Source organism: Propionivibrio sp., from assembly GCF_041441355.1.
Lineage (GTDB): Bacteria > Pseudomonadota > Gammaproteobacteria > Burkholderiales > Rhodocyclaceae > Propionivibrio.
Map to the genome: position 1 here is coordinate 159,418 of NZ_JASDTF010000011.1, position 18,929 is coordinate 178,346.

General features: G+C 65.4%; 17 protein-coding genes. 10 read left to right on the forward strand and 7 right to left on the reverse strand.

Going from position 1 to position 18,929, the window contains the following annotated elements:
- Window positions 1-6: 6 nt before the first annotated feature.
- The 9 genes from QMB55_RS03870 to QMB55_RS03910 all read left to right on the forward strand — a co-directional run bounded on the left by QMB55_RS03870 (window position 7) and on the right by QMB55_RS03910 (window position 8,646).
- Window positions 7-1,023, forward strand: coding sequence for a hydrolase (locus tag QMB55_RS03870; RefSeq protein ID WP_497587348.1), 1,017 nt, complete (start codon window positions 7-9; stop codon window positions 1,021-1,023).
- Between the two features lie 69 nt (window positions 1,024-1,092).
- Entirely contained in the window at window positions 1,093-2,355 is a 1,263-nt protein-coding gene (locus QMB55_RS03875; RefSeq protein ID WP_497587349.1) for an EAL and HDOD domain-containing protein, read from the forward strand.
- A gap of 15 nt (window positions 2,356-2,370) precedes the next feature.
- The gene (locus QMB55_RS03880) at window positions 2,371-3,648 is read left to right on the forward strand and encodes an EAL and HDOD domain-containing protein (RefSeq protein WP_497587350.1); all 1,278 of its coding nucleotides are present in this window, start codon (window positions 2,371-2,373) and stop codon (window positions 3,646-3,648) included.
- Window positions 3,649-3,674: 26 nt separating this feature from the next.
- On the forward strand, window positions 3,675-4,922 hold the full coding sequence (locus QMB55_RS03885) for an EAL and HDOD domain-containing protein (RefSeq protein WP_497587351.1): 1,248 nt from the start codon (window positions 3,675-3,677) through the stop codon (window positions 4,920-4,922).
- A 192-nt stretch (window positions 4,923-5,114) separates the two neighbouring features.
- Complete coding sequence (locus tag QMB55_RS03890; protein ID WP_497587352.1) at window positions 5,115-6,098, forward strand: CsgG/HfaB family protein; 984 nt, start codon at window positions 5,115-5,117, stop codon at window positions 6,096-6,098.
- On the forward strand, window positions 6,095-6,418 hold the full coding sequence (locus QMB55_RS03895) for a hypothetical protein (protein WP_497587353.1): 324 nt from the start codon (window positions 6,095-6,097) through the stop codon (window positions 6,416-6,418). The genes QMB55_RS03890 and QMB55_RS03895 overlap by 4 nt, the downstream gene beginning before the upstream one ends.
- A 9-nt stretch (window positions 6,419-6,427) precedes the next feature.
- A complete protein-coding gene (locus QMB55_RS03900; RefSeq protein ID WP_497587354.1) occupies window positions 6,428-6,811 on the forward strand; it encodes a DUF4810 domain-containing protein in 384 nt (127 codons plus the stop codon).
- On the forward strand, window positions 6,808-7,431 hold the full coding sequence (locus QMB55_RS03905) for a DUF799 domain-containing protein (protein ID WP_497587355.1): 624 nt from the start codon (window positions 6,808-6,810) through the stop codon (window positions 7,429-7,431). Before QMB55_RS03900 ends, QMB55_RS03905 begins: the two co-directional genes overlap by 4 nt.
- Before the next feature lie 309 nt (window positions 7,432-7,740).
- The gene (locus QMB55_RS03910) at window positions 7,741-8,646 is read left to right on the forward strand and encodes an ankyrin repeat domain-containing protein (protein WP_497587356.1); all 906 of its coding nucleotides are present in this window, start codon (window positions 7,741-7,743) and stop codon (window positions 8,644-8,646) included.
- A 73-nt stretch (window positions 8,647-8,719) separates the two neighbouring features.
- Here the strand turns inward: QMB55_RS03910 and QMB55_RS03915 are convergent, their stop codons facing one another.
- Window positions 8,720-9,616, reverse strand: coding sequence for a LysR family transcriptional regulator (locus QMB55_RS03915; protein WP_497587357.1), 897 nt, complete (start codon window positions 9,614-9,616; stop codon window positions 8,720-8,722).
- Between the two features lie 264 nt (window positions 9,617-9,880).
- On the opposite strand from QMB55_RS03915, the gene QMB55_RS03920 reads away from it, so the two are divergent.
- Entirely contained in the window at window positions 9,881-11,101 is a 1,221-nt protein-coding gene (locus QMB55_RS03920) for an alpha-hydroxy acid oxidase (RefSeq protein ID WP_497587359.1), read from the forward strand.
- A gap of 92 nt (window positions 11,102-11,193) precedes the next feature.
- On the opposite strand, the gene QMB55_RS03925 is transcribed toward QMB55_RS03920, so the two are convergent.
- The 6 genes from QMB55_RS03925 to QMB55_RS03950 all read right to left on the reverse strand — a co-directional run bounded on the left by QMB55_RS03925 (window position 11,194) and on the right by QMB55_RS03950 (window position 18,922).
- Window positions 11,194-12,309, reverse strand: a complete 1,116-nt coding sequence (locus QMB55_RS03925; protein WP_497587360.1) for a quaternary amine ABC transporter ATP-binding protein — start codon at window positions 12,307-12,309, stop codon at window positions 11,194-11,196.
- Window positions 12,302-13,189, reverse strand: a complete 888-nt coding sequence (locus QMB55_RS03930) for an ABC transporter permease (protein ID WP_497587361.1) — start codon at window positions 13,187-13,189, stop codon at window positions 12,302-12,304. The genes QMB55_RS03925 and QMB55_RS03930 overlap by 8 nt, the downstream gene beginning before the upstream one ends.
- Window positions 13,190-13,397: 208 nt before the next feature.
- A complete protein-coding gene (locus tag QMB55_RS03935) occupies window positions 13,398-14,405 on the reverse strand; it encodes an ABC transporter substrate-binding protein (protein ID WP_497587362.1) in 1,008 nt (335 codons plus the stop codon).
- 728 nt (window positions 14,406-15,133) lie between these two features.
- Window positions 15,134-16,027 carry a LysR family transcriptional regulator gene (locus QMB55_RS03940; RefSeq protein WP_497587363.1) on the reverse strand — a complete coding sequence of 298 codons (894 nt, stop codon included), beginning with the start codon at window positions 16,025-16,027 and terminating at the stop codon, window positions 15,134-15,136.
- 7 nt (window positions 16,028-16,034) lie between these two features.
- Window positions 16,035-17,177 (reverse strand): ABC transporter ATP-binding protein, encoded by a 1,143-nt coding sequence (locus tag QMB55_RS03945; protein ID WP_497587364.1) that lies wholly within the window; start codon window positions 17,175-17,177, stop codon window positions 16,035-16,037.
- A gap of 8 nt (window positions 17,178-17,185) precedes the next feature.
- Window positions 17,186-18,922: an ABC transporter permease gene (locus QMB55_RS03950; protein WP_497587365.1), complete on the reverse strand. Its 1,737-nt coding sequence runs from the start codon at window positions 18,920-18,922 to the stop codon at window positions 17,186-17,188.
- Between the last annotated feature and the right edge of the window lie 7 nt (window positions 18,923-18,929).

The following is an 18,929-nucleotide window of genomic DNA, read 5'->3' on the forward strand; positions in this document are numbered from 1 at the left end:
CGCACAGTGGACCTGGACGATCCGCAGCCCTACCGTGCCCCGGCCTGGTTGCCGGGCGGCCACCTGCAGACGGTCTATCCCCTGCTCATCGAACCCGACGACCATCCTTACCGACGCGAGCGCTGGGAAACGCCGGACGGCGACTTCATCGACCTCGACTGGAATGCCCACGTCCCGCCGCCGGCAGAACCGGGCGCAGACCCGACTACAGGGCCCACGCCGCTACGCAACCCGCTGCTGATCCTCTTCCATGGCCTCGAAGGCAGCTCCGGCAGCCCCTATGCGCGCGCCTTGATGCACGCCCTGACCGCTGCCGGCTGGGGCGGCGGCGTGGTGCACTTTCGCGGCTGTTCGGGCGAAGCCAACCGCCTGCCGCGCGCCTATCACTCCGGCGACAGCGCCGAGATCGACTGGGTGCTGCGTCGGGTGCGCGCCGCCCACCCCGACCGCCCCCTGTATGCCGTCGGCGTTTCGCTCGGCGGTAACGTCCTGCTCAAATGGCTGGGGGAACGCGGCGCCGAAGCACGCACGCTGGTGCGTGCCGCCGCCGCGGTCAGCGTGCCCTTCGACCTCACAGCCAGCGGCCATCAGCTGGCGCGCGGCCTCAACCGCCTGTACACCCGGCACTTCCTGGCCACCCTCAAGCCGCGCTCGCTGGCCAAGCTGCGGCGCTTTCCCGGACTGTTCGACGAACGGCGCCTGCAACGCGCGACGACCTTGCACGACTTCGACAACGCCGTCACCGCTCCGCTGCACGGTTTTGCCAATGCCGACGATTACTGGCAGCGTGCCTCGAGCAAACCCTGGCTGCGCACGATCGAGGTGCCGACCCTGCTCGTCAATGCGCGCAACGACCCCTTCCTGCCGGCGCAAGCGCTGCCCGGTGCGGACGAGGTGGCGCCGGCCGTCCGCCTCGATTTTTCCGCCGAAGGCGGCCACGTCGGCTTCGTCAGCGGCGACTGGCCTGGTCACCTCGACTGGCTGCCGCGCCGCCTGATGCACTTTTTACGCCATGCACCTTGAGCGACGCGCCTCGAGCCTGAACGCGATGCTAAGATGCCCTGCTCACCCGACCGACTGCGAGCTTCCGTAATGACAGACTTGGCCCACAGCGACGGCTTTCTCGGCCGCCAACCCATTCTCGATCGGGCACAGCGCCTCTTCGCCTACGAACTCCTGTTCCGTGAAGGCGGCCGCGACAATTATGCCGCCTTCGCCGACGGCAACCTGGCCAGCGCCCGGGTCATCGCCAACGCCTTCAGCGAACTGTCGATGGCCAACGCCCTCGGCCCCTACCAGGGCTTCATCAAGATCGACCAGGGCCTGCTCACCAGCGACCTGATCGAGGCCCTTCCAGCGCATGTCGTCGTCCTCGAAATCCTCGAAACCGTGATTCCCAGCCCGACCATCCTGGCCCGCTGCGCTGCGCTGCGCGCCGCTGGTTTCGCCCTGGCGGTGCGGGTGCGCCCCGAGTCACCGGCGCAAAGCCGGCCGCTGCTCGAACTGGCCGAAGTGATCAAGGTCGACCTGAGCCGCGTCGCCCCTGAACGCCTGTCCGCGCTCGCCGCCGAGCTACGCCCCTACGGCCGCACCCTGCTGGCCGAGAAGGTCGAAAGCGTGGAGCAGATGGAAACCTGCCGCACCCTGGGCTTCGAACTCTTCCAGGGCTACTACTTCGCACGCCCGCTGATCATCCAGGGGCGCCGGCTGCAGCCCTCCGAGCTCGCCCTCCTGCGCCTGCTCGCCCTGCTCAGCCGCGACGCCGACAACAGCGCGGTGGAAAAGGCGCTCAAACAGGAGCCGGCGCTCACCCTCAACCTGCTGCGCCTGACCAACTCGGCCGGCAGCGGCATGACCACGCGCATCACCTCGCTCGGCCACGCCATCACCCTGCTCGGCCGGCGCCAACTGATGCGCTGGTTGCAACTCCTGCTCTACAGCGCGACGCCGGGCGACGAACACGGCGTCAGCCCGCTGCTCCAGCTCGCCGCCACCCGCGGCCGACTGATGGAGCTGCTCGTCGACCGCTGCCCGGAAGCGCCGACCGGCGGGCGCGAGCTGATCGACCAGGCCTACCTGACCGGCATTCTCTCGCTGATGCCTGCGCTGCTCGGCTGCCCGTTGGCCCTCGTCCTCGCCGAACTGCCCGTCGCCCCCGCCGTACAGGGCGCGCTCGACGCGCATGCCGGCGTACTCGGCGACCTGCTGAGGCTGGTCGAAGCGCTCGAACGCGACGACACCGAAGCCCTCGCCGCGGCCTGCGCCCGGCGTCCCGAGATCGATGCGCCCTTCGCCAACGCCTGCCTGAGCCGGGCGCTGGGCTGGGCCAACAACCTCGCGCGCGAGGCCCAATAAACGAAAACCGCACCCATGTCCGAAAGCCAAGACCGCGCCATCCTTCTCGGCCGCCAGCCCATCCTCGGGCGTGAACAGCAACTGCTCGCCTACGAACTGCTCTTCCGCGACGGCGCCATCGCCACCGCCAATCGCGCCGAGGTGCTCGACGGCGCACAGGCCACCGCGACGGTGATCGCCAACACCTTCGCCGAATTTTCCGCCAACCACGCGCTCGGGCCTTATCGCGGCTTCATCAACGTCGATCAGGCGCTGCTCTTCAGCGACCTGCTCGAAGTCCTGCCGCCACAACTCGTGGTGCTGGAGATTCTCGAAACCGTACCACCGACGCCGGACGTCATCGACCGCTGCGCCGCGCTCAAGGCGGCCGGCTTCACCCTGGCGATGGACGACGTCGTCCAGGCCGACGCCGCGCACCGCCCGCTCTTCGCCCAGGCCGACATCATCAAGATCGACATCGCCGGCCTCGACACCGCCGCGCTGCGCGCGCTGGTCGCCCAACTCCGACCACTGGGCAAGAAGCTGCTGGCCGAAAAGGTCGAGACCGCGGAAGAGCTCGCGCTCTGCCGCGAACTCGGCTTCGACCTCTTCCAGGGCTACTACTTCGCCCGTCCGACGCTGATCGTCGGAAAAAAGCTCACGCCCGCGCAAACCGTCCTGCTGCGCCTGCTCTCGCTGGTCATGGAAGACGCCGACACCTCAGCGATCGAACAGGCCTTCAAGCTCGAACCGGGGCTCACGGTGAACCTGCTGCGGCTCACCAACTCCGTCAGCTCAGGCCTGTCGACGCACATCACCTCGCTGCGCCACGCCATCACCTTGCTCGGCCGACGCCAGCTCATGCGCTGGCTGCAACTGCTCATCTACACCAGCCCGCAGCGCGGCGACAGCAACGGCAGCGGCAACCCGCTCTTCGCCCTGGCCGCGACGCGCGGCCGGATGATGGAACTGCTCGCCGAACGGGCCCGCCCCGGACAACGCGACTTTGCCGAGCAAGCCTTCATGGTCGGCATCATGTCGCTGATCCCGGCGCTGCTCGGAGTGAGCATGGACGACATCCTCGGCCAGTTGCCGGTGACTGCGCGCGTGCGCGAAGCGCTGGTCGACCGGCAAGGCCCCTTCGGCGCGCTGCTTGAACTGGCCACGGCCAGCGAAAACGTCGCCGACGCGCCGCCGAGCGACGCCCTCCTCGCTGCCCGCCGCGCCCATCCCGAACTGGGCGAGCGCACCGTGAGCCTGTGCCTCGAGCACGCGCTGGCCTGGGCCAACAACCTCGACCGGACCAAGGACTGACCCGGAGCTTCGCCCGCGCCGCCACCATGAGCGTCTCCGCCCTCGACCACGTTCTCCTGCGCCGCCAGGCCATCCTCGACGCCAAGAGTGAACTCGTCGGCTACAGCCTCGCCCTCGCCGAAGGGAGCCCGCCAGCGCTGCCCGAAAACACCCGCGTCGCAGCCCTGGTCTGCGCTGCCTACGCCGAGCTCGGCATCCGCAGCGCCCTCGGCCAAAAGCTCGCCTACCTGCACGCCGACCCCGGCTTCATTCACGACGACGTCATCGAAGCGCTCCCGCCCGACGGCGTGGTGCTCGAACTCGTCCTCGACCCCGACCTCGCCCCCGACGCGCCCACGCTCGAACGCTGCCGCGCCCTGCGCGAACGCCATTACGCGCTGGCGCTGGCCGACTACCGCGGCCTCGACGAGCGCAGCCGGCCGCTGCTGGCCCTGGTCGACATCATCCAGATCGACATTCGCGGCCGCGACGGCGACGCGCTGCAACAACTCGCCGGCCCACTCCTGCACCTGCCACTCAAGCTGCAAGCCGTCGGCGTCGACACCCCGGCCGATTTTTCCCGCTGCCGCGCCCTTGGTTTTCACCTCTTCCAGGGCAATCACTTCGCGCAAGCCGAAACCGTCAGCGGTCGCCGTCTCTCCCCCACCCAAGCCGGGCTGATCCAGGTCATCAACCTCGCCGCGCGCGACGTCGACACCGCGCGCCTCGAAGAGCGCATCAAGCACGAGCCGGCGCTCGCCGTGAACCTGCTGCGCATCGTCAACTCGGTCGGCTTCGGGCTCGGCCGGCGCATCACCTCGCTGCGCCAGGCCATCACCCTGCTCGGCCGGCGCCAGCTCATGCGCTGGCTGCAACTGCTGCTCATGACCCCGGCCGGCCAGGCGCCCGACGCCCAACGCCAACCGCTGCTGCAAGTCGCCGCCCTGCGCGGGCGGATGATGGAAATCCTCGCCGAACGCAGCCACCCGCGTCAGCGCCCGCTCGCCGACCAGGCCTTCATCGCCGGCTTGATGTCGATGATGCCCGCCGCGCTCGGCCTGCCGATGCCCGAAATCATCGCCCAGATCGACCTCGAAGCCGAAATCGTCGCCGCCCTCGACACCCGCGCCGGCCCGCTCGGCCACCTGCTCGCCCTGATCGAGGCCTACGACGCCGAAGACGCACACGCCTGCGCCACCCTCCTCGCCGCCCACCCCGCCGCCCAACTGACACTGGGTCTGCTCAACGCCAGCCTGGCGGACGCACTGCGCTGGGTGAACGGCGAGGCTAATTGAATTATCTGGGCAAATCATTCCGCCCACACAGAAAACCGTCACTACCCCATCTACCGCTCTTCACACAAAAACTTCAACCGCATCTTGTGCTGATCACTTCGTAGTCATAGCACGGGAGAGCAAGGTATCCAATTACTCTCTCCACAACACGCCATGAATATGTAAAATGCAATTGGTTTTTTGGAGAGGACCATGGCATATACAAAACATAAATTATTCAGCATTTTTTCAATTCTTGCGCTCAGCGGCTGTGCAACCCAAGCGCCACACATCACACAACAAAATGCTCCACAAAGCGCCACAGTACAGCGGCAGGCGCAACAAGCTTTGCAGGCACAACCCCCTGCAGCACCAACGCTCAAACACAAAATTGCCCTCGGCCGCATCACAAACGAAACGAACTACGGCCGCTCCTTGCTTCGTGACAGCCATGGTGATCCCCTCGGCAAGCAAGTCACCGACTTGATGAGCAAGGCATTAACTGAAACCAATGCCTACATCGTTCTTGAGCGTCCAGACATCTCACGCATTCAGGCTGAAGGGGCTCTCACGGGCGTCAAACAGGATTTGATCGGGGTTGATGCTCTAATTATCGGCTCTCTGACGGAATTCGGACGTAAGGTTGTTGGTGCGACGGGTTTTGTTTCAGACAGCAAGAAACAAGTCGCCTTTGCCAAGGTAGACATCCGGGTGGTTGACGTAAAAACCGGACAGGCCTTTTTCGCCACTTCGGGCGCAGGAGAATCCTCCACTGAAACTGCTTCAACATTCGGCTTTGGCTCTCGTGCCGGTTACGACGGAACACTGAACGACTCAGCGATCCGACAAGCCGTTTCTGAAGCGGTGAATCGCTTGACCACCGAGATGGCTCGTCGCCCATGGCAAACCTACATTCTCAAAGCTGACGGACGTCAAGTATTCATCGGCGGCGGAAAAAGCCAAGGCATCCAGCCTGGGATGATTTTTTCGGTCCAAACGCAGGGGGAACGCATTAAGTCGCCGCAAACTGGCGCGCTCATCGCTCTACCCGGACGCGAAGTAGCACAGATCCGAATCGATGCAACCTTTGGCGACAGCGAACTCAACGAAGGCGCGCAAGCCAGTCTGGTTTCCGGCAGCCTAAACGGACACAAGAGCGATCAACTGGTGGTGCGTTTTGAAGGAGGCAAGCAGTGAAACGCTTACTCAATCTGCTTCTTGTGTTGGTGGGATTTCTCCTGACCACGGCATGCACCCAAATGCCGACCGAAAAATCAAATGTCGTCGATCTGCGCCCGGCACTCACGTTCCGGATTGAAAACCCGGCTGCAAATACAGCTCGAGTGAACGTCGATGGACTCGATATGGGGCAGGTCGAAGCCTACCTCGAAGGCAAGGCCGTATTGCGTATTTTTCCTGGGACGCACCGGGTTCAGGTGATTTCCGGCAGCACGGTATGGCTCGACGAACGCCTCTATCTCGCCGACGGCGTCGTCCGCGCGCTGATCATCCGCTAGGGAGAAATAATGCGGACACTACTGACACTGCTCTGTGTTGCATTGCTTTCGGGCTGTGTAACGACGCGGCAATACCAATGGGGCTCGTATGAAAACGACCTCTATGCCGCCTACAAAGATCCGGCTCGCTCGGAGCGCCTGATGGAAGGTTTGCAGTCCTTGATCAGCGAACTCGAAGCCTCCAAGCAGAAAGTTCCGCCGGGAATTTATGCCGAGTTGGGCACGCTTTACTACCAATCTGGAAAACTCGACGACGCCCGCGCACTTTATGAAAAGGAGCGATCCGCCTGGCCCGAAAGCCAAGGGTTGATGGCGGCACTGATTCAGTCCATCGAGCGTCAGCGAAACAAACCCCAGACGGCTGCAAATGTGCAGGAAGGAGGCGTGAAATGAGAACCCGCTACTGGACTCTCCTGGTCGCCTCCTGCGTATGGCTCTCCGGATGCGTCACCCCGCCCAAGAAAGACCTGAGCGCCTTCACCAGCGCTGCGCCAAGATCGGTTCTGGTCGTTCCCGTCGTCAACAAATCGCTCGACGTTGACGCCCAGAACTACGTACTTACGACACTCCCGGTCCCAGTCGCAGAAAAGGGCTATTACGTTTTCCCCATCAACACCAGCAAATTCGTCCTTGAACAGGAAGGCTACTACGAACCCGAGCGGGTTCATCAAATGTCGCCGCAGGAACTGGCCAAGCTGTTTGACGCTGACGCGGTGTTGTATGTCACGATCAACCGCTGGGATGCCCAATATGTCGTTCTGTCGACCACGGTCACAGTTGAGTTCGATTACCGGATTGTTGGACGGGATGGCGCAACCCTTTGGACGGATAGACAGCGCTTGGTCTATAGCCCAAATAATTCGCAAGGCGGCCTGATCGGAGCCATGGTCAATGCCGCCATCGCCCGGGCTGCACCCAACTATATGCCGCTGACCCGGCAAGCGAACGGACAAGCGTTCTATGGCCATGGGGCAATCCCGGATGGGCCATACAAAGCAACTGCAAAGAAATAAACTGCCCCCCTGCTCTGTCAGGGGGTTTTAATTTCCGGCAAATAGAAATCGGCCTTCATAATTGCCCAGATCGACGTACTGCTCGATAGCTAACTGCGACACGGTATAAATTGCCCCCTGAAAGGCACATCCCGATGCCCCTTCCAGGTCACAACCACAACTACCGCAACACGGCCTCCGGCCGATTATCGATGCCAATGACAAGGCGTACGATGGCGCCGACTCGGAACGGGAAGCAGGCAAGAAAAAGAGAGCAACAATACCCTGCGGCAGGTTCCGATTTCCTTGCCTCTACCTGGACACTGCCCGATGCGCCTCTCCGCCCTTCTTGCCGTCGCCGTCCTCCTGAGCGTACAGACGTCTACGGCCGAAGCCGGCCTGTTCACCACTCAATGCGCCGGGCGTAAGCTGGGCGAGGCCTACCAGAACCCGCAGGCCGTGGCGGTGGTCCGCGCGGCCGCGCGCGGCGACGCCACCGCCGTTGCGTCCCTGATCGCGCACACCCCGGCCTTGGCCAACTGGCTTGAAGACGGCGCCGTGCCGCCGCTGTTGTGGGCCATCTGCGCCGATAGCGTGGAGGGCTTCGAAGCGCTGCTCAAGGCCGGCGCCGACCCGAATCTGGGCGGGAAGGGGTCGGGGCGCGGGGATGCCAACGGCGATGGACGCAAGGAGCACGGCTCAATCATTGAGCGCGGCTGGTCAGCAACGGTGATGGCCGCCGGCAGCGGGCGCCCGGATTTCCTGCGCCTGGCCCTCCGCCACGGCGGCGACGTGAATGCCAGCAAGGGTGAGCGGGAGCCCAACCGCCCCCTGCTTAAGGCCGCCGAAGCGGGCTTGTTGGATAACATCAAGGCGCTGATTGCCGCCGGCGCCGACATCAACACCCATGATCGCGGCGGTTCAGCGCCACATTATGCAATCGGCGGAAGAGGTCGCTTCGACATTGCCGTCTGGCTGCTCGAGCACGGCTATAACCATGATTTGGCAGGACTCGCACGTGGTGCGGAGGTTCGTTATGTGCCGCGTGAGGGTAAACAGCAGCGCTGGAAGGAAACGCTGATCAGCATGCTGCGCGAGCGCGGCCTCGTCTTTCCGGCCACCGAGCGCTTGCGCGCCGCCATCGAGCGCGACCGCATCGTTCCGCCGGAAGGCATCGAAGACCTCATCATGGGGCGCAAGAGCGTTGAAGACTTTCCGGAGCGGAAGAAGCCCTGAGGCCGGCCAACGCTTCAAGCGACTCGCACTCAGCGCCCCTACCCCCCATCGCCGCTGCGCGACAGGCAAAACCTCAATACCGTGCCGCCGCAAAATCCACCGCGGTCGCCACGTCGGCCTGCAGCGCGGCGATCAGCGGGCGGGTGTCGTCGCGCCGCCAGTGCAGGGCGTAAGGCAGGCCGGCGAGTGCGGGTCGAGCGGCGGGCAGGACGAGGCGCCCCTCGGCGGCGAGCGCGCGTGCCCACGGCTCGGGCAGGATGCCAACGCCCAGCCCCTCGACCAGCATGCCGGCGACGGCGCCCCAGGCATTGCAGTCGATGCGCCGCACCTCCGGCACGCGCTGGGCGCGTAACCAATCGTCGATCAGGCGGGTGGTGCCGGCGCCCGCCGGCTGGCTGACCAGCGGCCAGCGCGCGAACACGGCGGCGTCGAGCCGCGCGCCGGCGGGCAGCACCTCGGGCGCGGCGCACCAGACGAAGGCGGCTTCGGCCACCGGCTGCGAGGCGATGCCGCTGTGCGAGGAGCGCCCGGCGATCACGGCGACGTCGAGGTCGCCCTGCGCCAATTGACGCTCCAGCGCGGCGCCGACACTGACCACCGGCTCGACGACGAGGCCCGGGTGGCGCGTGCCGAGCGTCTTGACGAAACGCGGCAGCCAGGTCAGCGCGCTCAGTTCGCCGACGCCGAAGCGGCAGCGCCCGCGAAGTTCAGCGGGCGCCGGCGCCATGCCGGCGCGCAGTGCCTCGGCCGCGGCAAGCAGGCTATGCGCCTGCGGCACCAGCCGCTGCCCGGCTTCGGTCAATACCGCGCGATGCCCGGCGCGGTCGAAGAGCGCCTGCCCGAGCGAAGCTTCCAGTTCGGCGATGCGCTTGGAGAGCGATGAGAGCGAGAGATTGACGCGCTGCGCAGCCACCGCGAAGTTGCGGCAGGTTGCGGCCCAGTAAAAGGCTTCGAGCTGTTTGAGGGTCATGCTTGGCAGTCAGGACATTTAAGCGCGGCGGACACGGCAGGCAAGGCAAAAAACAAGGCGAAAAGCTTTAAGCACTGAGAACACCAAGCACACGGAGAAAATCGCTCCGGGTGATGGGCGCAGACTTGCAGAAGCGCCGTACTTGCTCAGCTTGCCGTCAACATATTCTCTTTTTTCGTATTGTCTTACTACAAAATTTTTCGCTTTCTTCGCAGTTAATTGGTGCTTAGAGTAGGCGCATCAACGGTTTGCACGGAGCCTTTCATGACTGCGCAAGACAGCACCTTCGCCAAAGCCGGCAGCTACCTCAATCCGGGCGCCCACCAGGGGCCACGCCGGCTGGCGGGCATCCTGTCACTCGACGATTTCGAGCCCGCCGCCCGCGCCTTCCTGCCCCGTCCGCTGTTCGGCTACGTGGCCGGCGCCGCCGAACGCAACGCCTCGCTCGCGGCCAACCGCGATGCCTTTGCCGACTACGCCTTCCGCCCGCGCGTGCTGGTCGACGTCTCCAAGCGCACGCAGGCGGTCGAACTCTTCGGCGAAACCTGGGACGCCCCCTTTGCCATCGCGCCGATGGGGCTGTGCGCACTCACCGCCTACCGCGGCGACCTCGTCCTGGCGCGCGCCGCACAGGCCGCCAACATCCCGATGGTTCTCGCCGGCTCGTCGCTGATCCGCATGGAGGACGTTGCCCAGGCCGCGCCGCGCAGCTGGTTCCAGGCCTACGTGCCGGGCGCTCCGAAGCGCATCGACGCGCTCATCGGGCGCGTCGCCGACGCCGGCTACCGGGTGCTGGTGGTGACCGTCGATCTCGCGGTGGCCGGCAACCGCGAGAACAACGTGCGCAATGGTTTCTCCACCCCCCTGCGCCCGAGCCTGCGCCTGGCCTGGGACGGCCTCACCCGTCCGCGCTGGCTGCTCGGCACTTTCGCCCGCACCCTGCTCGCGCATGGCATCCCGCATTTCGAGAATTCCTTTTTCGAGCGCGGGGCACCGATCATCTCTCCGTCGGTGCTCCGCGATTTTTCTGCCCGCGACCACCTCAACTGGACGCACCTCGAACGCATCCGCGCGCAGTGGAAAGGGCCGCTCGTCGTCAAGGGCATCCTCGACCCGGCCGACGCAATCCTCGCCCGCGACTGCGGCGCCGACGGCCTCGTCGTCTCCAACCACGGCGGGCGCCAACTCGATGGCGCGATCGCGCCGCTGCACGCGCTACCGGCGATCGCCGCCGCGGTGCCGGAGCTGCCGCTGCTGCTCGACGGCGGCGTGCGCCGCGGCACCGACGTGCTCAAAGCGCTGGCCCTCGGCGCCAAGGCCGTGCTGGTCGGCCGCCCGTTCAGCTACGCCGCGTCGATCGCCGGCGAGGCCGGCGTCGCGCACGGCATCGAGCTGCTCAAGGACGAGATCGACCGCAACCTGGCGATGCTCGGCGTGAACACCTGCGCCGAAATGACACGCGACCGACTGCTCAGCGGACAGTAACGCCTAGGCCTGCGCCACCATTTCAAGCGCGCCGTCGGCGTCGCGCCCGGGCAGTGGCGGCGCAATTTTCCACCCGCTGTCCAAGGGGGCCGTCACGCCGCATCGGGCAGACGCGGCGATGCGTCCGCGACCACGGGCGTTGGCGCGGACGCCGCTTCGCCTTCCTGCTGCTGCGGCACCATCGCGGCAATGATGGCGGAGAGCGAAACGGTGCCCAGATGGCGCCCGCGCCGGCTGACGAGGTTGGCCTGCTCCAGGTTTTCCGTGCTGAGGACGCGCGCCGCATCCTCCAGCACCGTGTTGGCATCGAGCGATGGCCCTTCGACCGGAACCCCGATGCTGCCCGGCGCCACCAGCGCGCGGCAACGGATCACCCGACCGCGATTGACGTTGCGCACGAAGCTCGAGATGTACTCGTCGGCGGGCTTGAGGACGATCTCCTGCCCCGTCCCCTGCTGGATGATCTCGCCGTCGCGCAGGATGGCGATGCGGTCACCGAGGCGCAGCGCTTCGTCGAGGTCGTGGGTGATGAAGACGATGGTCTTGGCCAGCTCCTGCTGCAGGTCGAGCAGCACCGACTGCATGTCGGTGCGGATCATCGGATCGAGCGCCGAGAAGGCCTCGTCCATGAGCAGGATCGGCGCATCGTTGGCCAGCGCGCGGGCGAGGCCGACGCGCTGCTGCATGCCGCCGGAAAGCTGGTTGGGGTAACTCTGCTCGTAGCCGGCAAGCCCCACCCGCTCGATCCACTGGCGCGCCGCCTGGTGCCGCTTCTTGCCCGAAACGCCCTGCACGCGCAGGCCGTACTCGGCGTTCTCGAGCACGGTGTAGTGCGGAAAGAGGGCGAATTTCTGGAACACCATGGCCGTCGAATGGCTGCGGAAGCGGCGCAGTTCGCGCGCGCCCATCTCGAGGACGTTCTTGCCGCCGATCAGGATCTCGCCCGCAGTCGGTTCGATCAGCCGGTTGATGTGCCGGATCAGCGTGCTCTTGCCTGAGCCCGAGAGCCCCATGACGACCTGAATCTCACCCGGACGGATCTCGAGGTTGATGTCGCGCAAGCCCAGAACGTGCCCCTGCGTATCGCGCAGGGTTGCTTTATCCATACCGTTCATGACCGCATCGAGATGGCGCTCGGGCGTCGGGCCGAAGATTTTGTAAAGCTTGCGGATGGTGATCCCGACCTGATTTTCGCTGTGCTTATCCATGTTGCACCTCCAGATGACGTTGCTTGCGCCGGCCGTAGGCTTGCGAAGCGCGGTCGAAGACGATGGCGATGCCGACGATGGCCAGACCGTTGAGCATGCCCATGGTGAAGTACTGATTGGCAATGGCCTTGAGCACCGGCTGACCGAGACCGGGAACGCCGATCATCGAGGCGATGACGACCATCGACAGCGCCATCATGATGGTCTGGTTGATGCCACCCATGATGGTCGGCAAGGCCAAGGGCAGCTGCACCTGCAACAGCCTTTGCAGCGGGTTGGCGCCGAAGGCGTCGGCGGCTTCGAGCAGGTCCTTGTCGACCAGCCGGATGCCGAGGTTGGTGAAGCGGATCACCGGCGGAATGGCGTAGATCACCACCGCGATCATCCCCGGCACGCGGCCGATGCCCAGCAGCATCACCACCGGAATCAGGTACACGAAGCTCGGCATCGTCTGCATCACGTCGAGCGCCGGGCTGATCCAGCGCTGCAGGCGGTCGGAACGGCTCATCGCGATGCCCACCGGCAACCCCAGCAGGACAGCCAGCAAGGTGCTGACGAAGATCATCGACAAGGTGCGCATGGTGTCCTGCCACATGCCGAGATAGCCGATCAGCAGCAGCGTCACCAACGCGCCGCAGACGATGCGCCGCGAGCGCGACGACAGCCAGATCAGCGCGAGTACCGCCGCCATGACCACAGGCCACGGCGACTGGGTCAACAGGCGTTCGCAGAAGAGGAGGAAATCCCCCAAGGGCGCGAAGAACTGTTCGATCCCCGCGCCGGAATCCCGCGTGAACTCGCGGAAGCCTGAATCGACGGCGCGTTTGAGCTGACGCAGGGTTTCGGCCTCCATGGCCGGAAAATCGTTCCATAAAGACATCGAATGTCTCCTTTCAAGGCTCTGGACGGTCGCCCCCGCGACCCATGCCGCCAGTGCGGGCGGACCGCGCCAGAGCGTTCGGAAAATCCGTCACCGACGCACTCGCCCACCGCCTCGAACGCCGAAGGCGAAAAGGCCTCCGCGCGAAGCGTCGGAAACGGCGTGCGGCGGATGCAGGGAATGCGGCCCAGGAACGGGCCGCCGGAGCTTAGAGGCCGGCTTTGACGCGCTCGGCGATTTCCGGGCTAACCCAGGACGTCCAGACTTCGGGCGATGTCTTCAGGAAGTGATGCGCACCGTCCTCACCGGTGGCCTGGTTGTCCTGCATCCAGGCGAGGAGCGCACTGACGGTCTCGTTGTTCCAACCGCGCACGCTCAGGTAGGCAAAGGCCTCCGGCTCGGCGCGCTTGAAGCGATCGGTCACCACGGTCTTGACGATGGAGCGCGGCCAGTCATTCTTCTTCGGATTTTCGCAATCCGCACGGGTGTTGCAATTCATCCACGCCTCGGCATCGTAGGGCACGCCGGTCTCGAGCTTCACCATCTCATACTTGCCGAGGATGGCCGTCGGCGCCCAGTAGTACCCGAGCCAGCCCTGGCGGCGCTCATAGGCCTTGGCGATCGAGCCGTCGAGGCCGGCCGCCGAGCCGGTCTCGACCAGCGCGAAGTTTTTCTGCGCCGCCCCCCAGGCCTTGAAGGCGTTATTCGTCGAGATCTGGCAGTTCCACCCCGACGGACAGGTATGAACGGCCCCCTTCGACTTGTCATCGGCAAAGGGAAAGAGGTCGGGACGCGCCAGTGCATCGTCGATCGTCTTGATTTCCGGGTTGGCATCGGCCACATACTTCGGGATCCACCAACCATCGATTCCCCCGTCGATCAGCGAATCAGCACCGTAGTGGAGTTTCCCTTCGTTGATCGCCGCCGTCAGCGGCACATAGACCGCCAGGGGCCAAAGTTCGGGCGCCACGTCCGGCTGGCCTTTTTCGGTCATCGAAGACATGGTCGGCATCGTATCGCCGGGCACCAACTCGACTTCGCAGCCGTAGCCCTTCTCGAGGATGATCTTGTCGACCTCGGCCAGCACTTCGGCCGACTGCCAGTTCATGTTGGCGATGCTCACCCGCCCACACTCGGCTGCCGCCGCTTGGGTTGCTGCCAGACTCAGCGCGAGCACGCCCAGCGTCATGCCAATTCGGTTTTGTTTGCAGGTCATTCGGCACTCTCCTTTCCAATTTTCGAGATCGCGAAACACGCAGGAGGAATCCCCCTGGAATCGTTTCGCGCTAAAAAACGGATGCCGCGCCAAGCCCGACAACCGCACCGCAAGGAAGGCCGCGTAGCGGAGCGACGTTCCGGAAGAGACGGCACACAGACGGAATCGCCCGACGCGCCACCCCCCTTGGAACACAATCGCGCCAGCGGCATTCCGCGTGGACACGTGCGGGCCAGTGCCTGACCGCGCAGGTTACGACGGCAAATCTACATTTATTCTAAATATTTTGCCGACGCCATAAACCAGCCCAGGCAAAACCTGCCGTGGGCCAAGATCGCCGCACAAACCCTGTCAAACCCATAAATAATGACAGAGGCAATCTTGAAATAAAGCGCTTATCGGAGAGTCTTAGAACCAAGACCTCCTAGACCGCAAAACCCCAAATTATTTACATTTGTATTAAATGTACTTTAAAGCAGGACATTTGTCCACCCTGAGGCCCAAGCTGCAATGCTGCGCCACACCGTCCGCGCCCAGCACGCAACGCTTCCGGCCGCTGAAAAGCCAAGCCTCCGCACAGGCGCCGACGCGGAATCACACACAGGAGGAAAAGGCGGCGCATGCCGCTGCAGCGAAACGACACTCAAGCCACACCGAGAACGGCACGGCAAAGCGTTTTACAGTCCCGCATCGGTCGCGTGCGGACCGAAGCTCCGAAACCCAGACGCTCAGCCGCCGCGACGGACGAGCTGCCAGTGCTCCTGGACGACCGAGAGCATGCCGACGACGGCCGGGTCGTTCTCGCGCGAGAGACGATGGACAAAAGACAGGCTGGCGTCGATCCGGCCGTGCGGCCAGATGACGACTTCGCCGCGCTCGGCAGCGTCGAGCGCCAGCTCCTCGCGCACCAGCCCCAGGCCCAAACCGGAACGGACGAGGTCGAGCATCGACGGCAACTGCTCGCACTCGACGGCCTCGTTGGGAACCACGCCCTGCTGGGCGAACAACTCGCGCAACAGGCGCGCGACGTGAGAACGGCGCGGCGCGGCGATCCACGGCAAGGCCGCCACGTCGCGCCAGCCGGCACCGGCGATGCGGCCTGCAAAGGCGACCGGAGCGACGGTACAGTAGGTCAACGTGCGCAGGCGCAAGGCGGCCAGTTCGGGATGCTCGACGGTGCCGATGTAGAAACCGGCGTCGAAGGTGCCATTCACCAAGCCGTCGAGAACGTCGTCGGCGAGCACCAGCCGGGTCTTGGCCTGGAGCAGCGGCAAGGCGTCGCGCAGGCTGGCGAGCAGACTGCCCAGGCGGGTAAAATCGGCATCATCGATGCTGGCGATGAGCAGGTTGCCGGCGATCTCGCCCTTGATCTGACGCGCCTTGCTGGAAAATCCCTCGAACACGGTGAGGACGTGCTCGGCCTCCGCCAGCAGGATCTCGCCGGAGCGGGTCAGGGTGATCTTGCCCGGCGCCCGGTCGAAGAGCGCCAGGCCGATCTCCTGCTCAATGGCCTTGATGTGCGCGGTCACCGCCGGCTGGGTGAGGAACAGCTTCTCAGCCGCGCGGGTCAGGTGCCCGAGGCGGGCAACCATGACGAAGGAACGCAGCTTGAGGATGTCCATGGCGGGCTCAGGCCGAAGTCACGGAACTCACCGGAGCAAACTCGACCGGCAACAGGTCGGCGCCGGGGTCGGCGAAGAGCCGCGCCTGCGCCGGCTCGAAACCGACGATCACCGGCGTGCCGTAGGGCGAAACCGGCGCGCCGGTGAAGTGCGGCTGGTTGACGCTCAGCTGGATACCGCCGACCTCGACCTGGTAGCGCACACTTTCGCCGAGGAATTCGCTCGCCAGGAGGCGCCCTTCGAGCCAGGCGTAACGCCCGTCGCGGAAGCTGTCGATCGGCATGATGCGCAGCGCGTGCGGGCGCACAGACAGCACCGCCGGCCCGTCGGCCTTGGCCTGGCGGGTCGCCGGCCAGACATGGCGGCCGATGAAGGGCGAGTCGAACTCGATGGTGCTCTCGTCGAGGCGCCGCAAATAACCGGCAAGGAAGTTGGTGACGCCGACGAAGCGCGCCACGGCGATCGTCGCCGGAAAATCGTAGATCGCCGCCGGCGTGCCGACCTGCTGGATGATGCCGTCGGCCAGCAGCGCGACGCGGTCGGAAATCGCCAGCGCATCATCCTGGTCGTGGGTGACCAGGATGGTGGTGATGCCCAGCCGGCGCTGCAGGCGGCGCAGGTCGCGGCGCATCTGGATGCGCAGCTCGGACTCGAGGTTGGAGAACGGGTCGTCGAGCAGCAGCATGCGCGGCTCGGTGACCAGCGCCCGCGCCAGCGCCACGCGTTGCTGCTGGCCGAGCGAGAGCTGTTCGGGACGCGCGTCGCGTTTGTGTGCGATCTCAAGCAGTTCGAGCATGGCCTCGACGCGTTGCCGCACGTCATCTTCCGGCATCCTCCGCTCGTCGAGCGCAAAAGCGACGTTGTCGAAGACGCTCATGTGCGGCCACAGCGCGAAATTCTGGAAGACCATGCCGACGGCACGCCCGGCCGGCGGGTTGTCGCGCACTTCAACGTCGTTGATGCGCAGGTTGCCGCGCGAAGGCCGCTCGAGCCCGGCAAGCAGGCGCAGCAAGGTGCTCTTGCCCGAGCCGGAGGGACCAAGGACGGTGTACAACTCGCCCGGCTCGACGCGCAGGCTCACATCACGCAAGACGGGTTTGAGCTCGTAGGCGAATTCGAGGTTGACCGCTTCGATGGTGACTCTGTCCATGCTCATACTCAGGTCTGGGCACTGCCCGTAAACAGGATGCGGCGAACGCCCGCCCCGCCGTCCGCGCGGCGCCGCGCCACCACCGCCAGGACGAAGAGCGCCAGTGCCGCCAGGCCGAAGGCGAGGATGGCCAGCGCCGCTCCGGTGCCGAGCCCGGTGCGCGACAGGAGGTGCAGGTAAATGTTATACGCCAGCGGCGCGCTGTTCTCGCTCGGCACGAGCAGCATCACCGAGGACAGGTCGACGGCCGAAATGCCGAAGCAGAGGATGAAGGCGACGGTCAGGCCGAAGGCCATCATCGGCAGAACCACGCGCAGCAGCACCCCGCGCCAGCTTGCACCGAGCGTGCGTGCCGCTTCGACGTGGCTGACCGGGACGCTTTGCCGGGCAATCTCGCAGGCACGCAAAGCAAAGGGCAAGCCGCGCACCGAAAAGGCCATGGTCAACAGGAAGCCGGTAGCGTCGAGCGGCTGGTTCATGAAGGGCACATGCACGTCGCGGAAGAACTGCAGGTAAGCGATCGCCAACGCAACCCCGGGCACGCTCAGCAGGCCGGCCACCAGCCAGGTCAGACGGCGCTTCCAGACCGGGCTGGCACGGGCGATGGCCGAGGCCAGCACCAGGCCGACGACGAGGTCGATCAGCGCCGCGATGCCGCAATACACGAGGGTGTTGTAGAAGCTGCCCAGCTCGTCGCGGAGCACTTTCTGGTAATGCGTCAGAACGTACTGCTCGGGCAGCGCGCTGTGGCTCCACAGGCCAGCCAGCGAGGACAACAGCAAACCGGCGTAGCACGCGGCGTAGAGCACGAAGAGCCCGCCGAGAATGAGCTTGCCGAGGCGCGCGGTGCCTGCGTCCCCGTGCGACGGCCGCGCCCGGCCGGAGTTGAAGAAGGTGGCGTGCTGCCGCACGAGGCCCAGCGCGGCGAACCAGCACAGCGCCGAGACGGCAAACAGGAGGATGGCGATCAGCGAGGCCAGCGGGTCCTGCGCACCGTAGGAAGCGACGCGGTAATAGGCCTGCGGCGCCAGCATGTTGGTGATGCCGAGGGCGAGCGGCGTCGCCAGGTCGTCGAGCACCTTGAGGAAGGTCAGCGCCATGCCGAAGGCCAGTCCGGGCATAGCCAGCGGCAAGAAGACACGGCGCACGAGCCGCCCCCAGCGGGTACCGAGCTCGGCCGCTTCGCGCGCCTGGCGGCTCGAATCTCCGGTGGTGAGCATCAGCGCCATGAGCACGAAGGGGAAGTAATGCAGGGCTTCGACGACGATCAGGCTGAGCAGCCCCGCCTGCGCCGGGTCCATGTCGAGCACGTCCTTGAGCAGGAAGCCGAGGCCACCGCCGCGCCCGAGCACGGCCTGCAGCGAGGCGGCGAGGACGAAAGGCGGCACGAACAGCGGCAGGAAGCCGCACAACTCAAGGAAGGGCGACGGACGCACGTTGCAGCGCCAGAGCACCCCGGCGATCGGCAACGCCAGCGCACCGGCAAGCAGCGCCGCGCCGGCGCCGGCGAGCAGGCTGTTGAGCAGCCCTTCGGCGTACAGCGGGTTGGCAAGGAAAAGCCCGACAAATTCGAGCCCGAGGCCGCCTTCGCTGCCGCGTAACCCCTGTACCAGCAAGGAGGCAACCGGCAGGAAGAGAAAGAGCAGCAGATACGTCAGGAGCAGAAGCGCCAACGCGGCAATCAAGCCGCGCTCCCAGGACTTGCCCGGCGTCAGGAGGGTGAAGATGCGCCTGGCCCGCTCCATGCTCGCC

Coding starts and splice junctions, on each gene's coding strand:
- QMB55_RS03875 (WP_497587349.1), top strand. CDS start 1,093: ATGACAGACTTGGCCCACAGCGACGGCTTTCTCGGCCGCCAACCCATT.
- QMB55_RS03880 (WP_497587350.1), top strand. CDS start 2,371: ATGTCCGAAAGCCAAGACCGCGCCATCCTTCTCGGCCGCCAGCCCATC.
- QMB55_RS03885 (WP_497587351.1), top strand. CDS start 3,675: ATGAGCGTCTCCGCCCTCGACCACGTTCTCCTGCGCCGCCAGGCCATC.
- QMB55_RS03890 (WP_497587352.1), top strand. CDS start 5,115: ATGGCATATACAAAACATAAATTATTCAGCATTTTTTCAATTCTTGCG.
- QMB55_RS03900 (WP_497587354.1), top strand. CDS start 6,428: ATGCGGACACTACTGACACTGCTCTGTGTTGCATTGCTTTCGGGCTGT.
- QMB55_RS03905 (WP_497587355.1), top strand. CDS start 6,808: ATGAGAACCCGCTACTGGACTCTCCTGGTCGCCTCCTGCGTATGGCTC.
- QMB55_RS03910 (WP_497587356.1), top strand. CDS start 7,741: ATGCGCCTCTCCGCCCTTCTTGCCGTCGCCGTCCTCCTGAGCGTACAG.
- QMB55_RS03915 (WP_497587357.1), bottom strand. CDS start 9,616: ATGACCCTCAAACAGCTCGAAGCCTTTTACTGGGCCGCAACCTGCCGC.
- QMB55_RS03920 (WP_497587359.1), top strand. CDS start 9,881: ATGACTGCGCAAGACAGCACCTTCGCCAAAGCCGGCAGCTACCTCAAT.
- QMB55_RS03925 (WP_497587360.1), bottom strand. CDS start 12,309: ATGGATAAGCACAGCGAAAATCAGGTCGGGATCACCATCCGCAAGCTT.
- QMB55_RS03930 (WP_497587361.1), bottom strand. CDS start 13,189: ATGTCTTTATGGAACGATTTTCCGGCCATGGAGGCCGAAACCCTGCGT.
- QMB55_RS03935 (WP_497587362.1), bottom strand. CDS start 14,405: ATGACCTGCAAACAAAACCGAATTGGCATGACGCTGGGCGTGCTCGCG.
- QMB55_RS03940 (WP_497587363.1), bottom strand. CDS start 16,027: ATGGACATCCTCAAGCTGCGTTCCTTCGTCATGGTTGCCCGCCTCGGG.
- QMB55_RS03945 (WP_497587364.1), bottom strand. CDS start 17,177: ATGGACAGAGTCACCATCGAAGCGGTCAACCTCGAATTCGCCTACGAG.
- QMB55_RS03950 (WP_497587365.1), bottom strand. CDS start 18,922: ATGGAGCGGGCCAGGCGCATCTTCACCCTCCTGACGCCGGGCAAGTCC.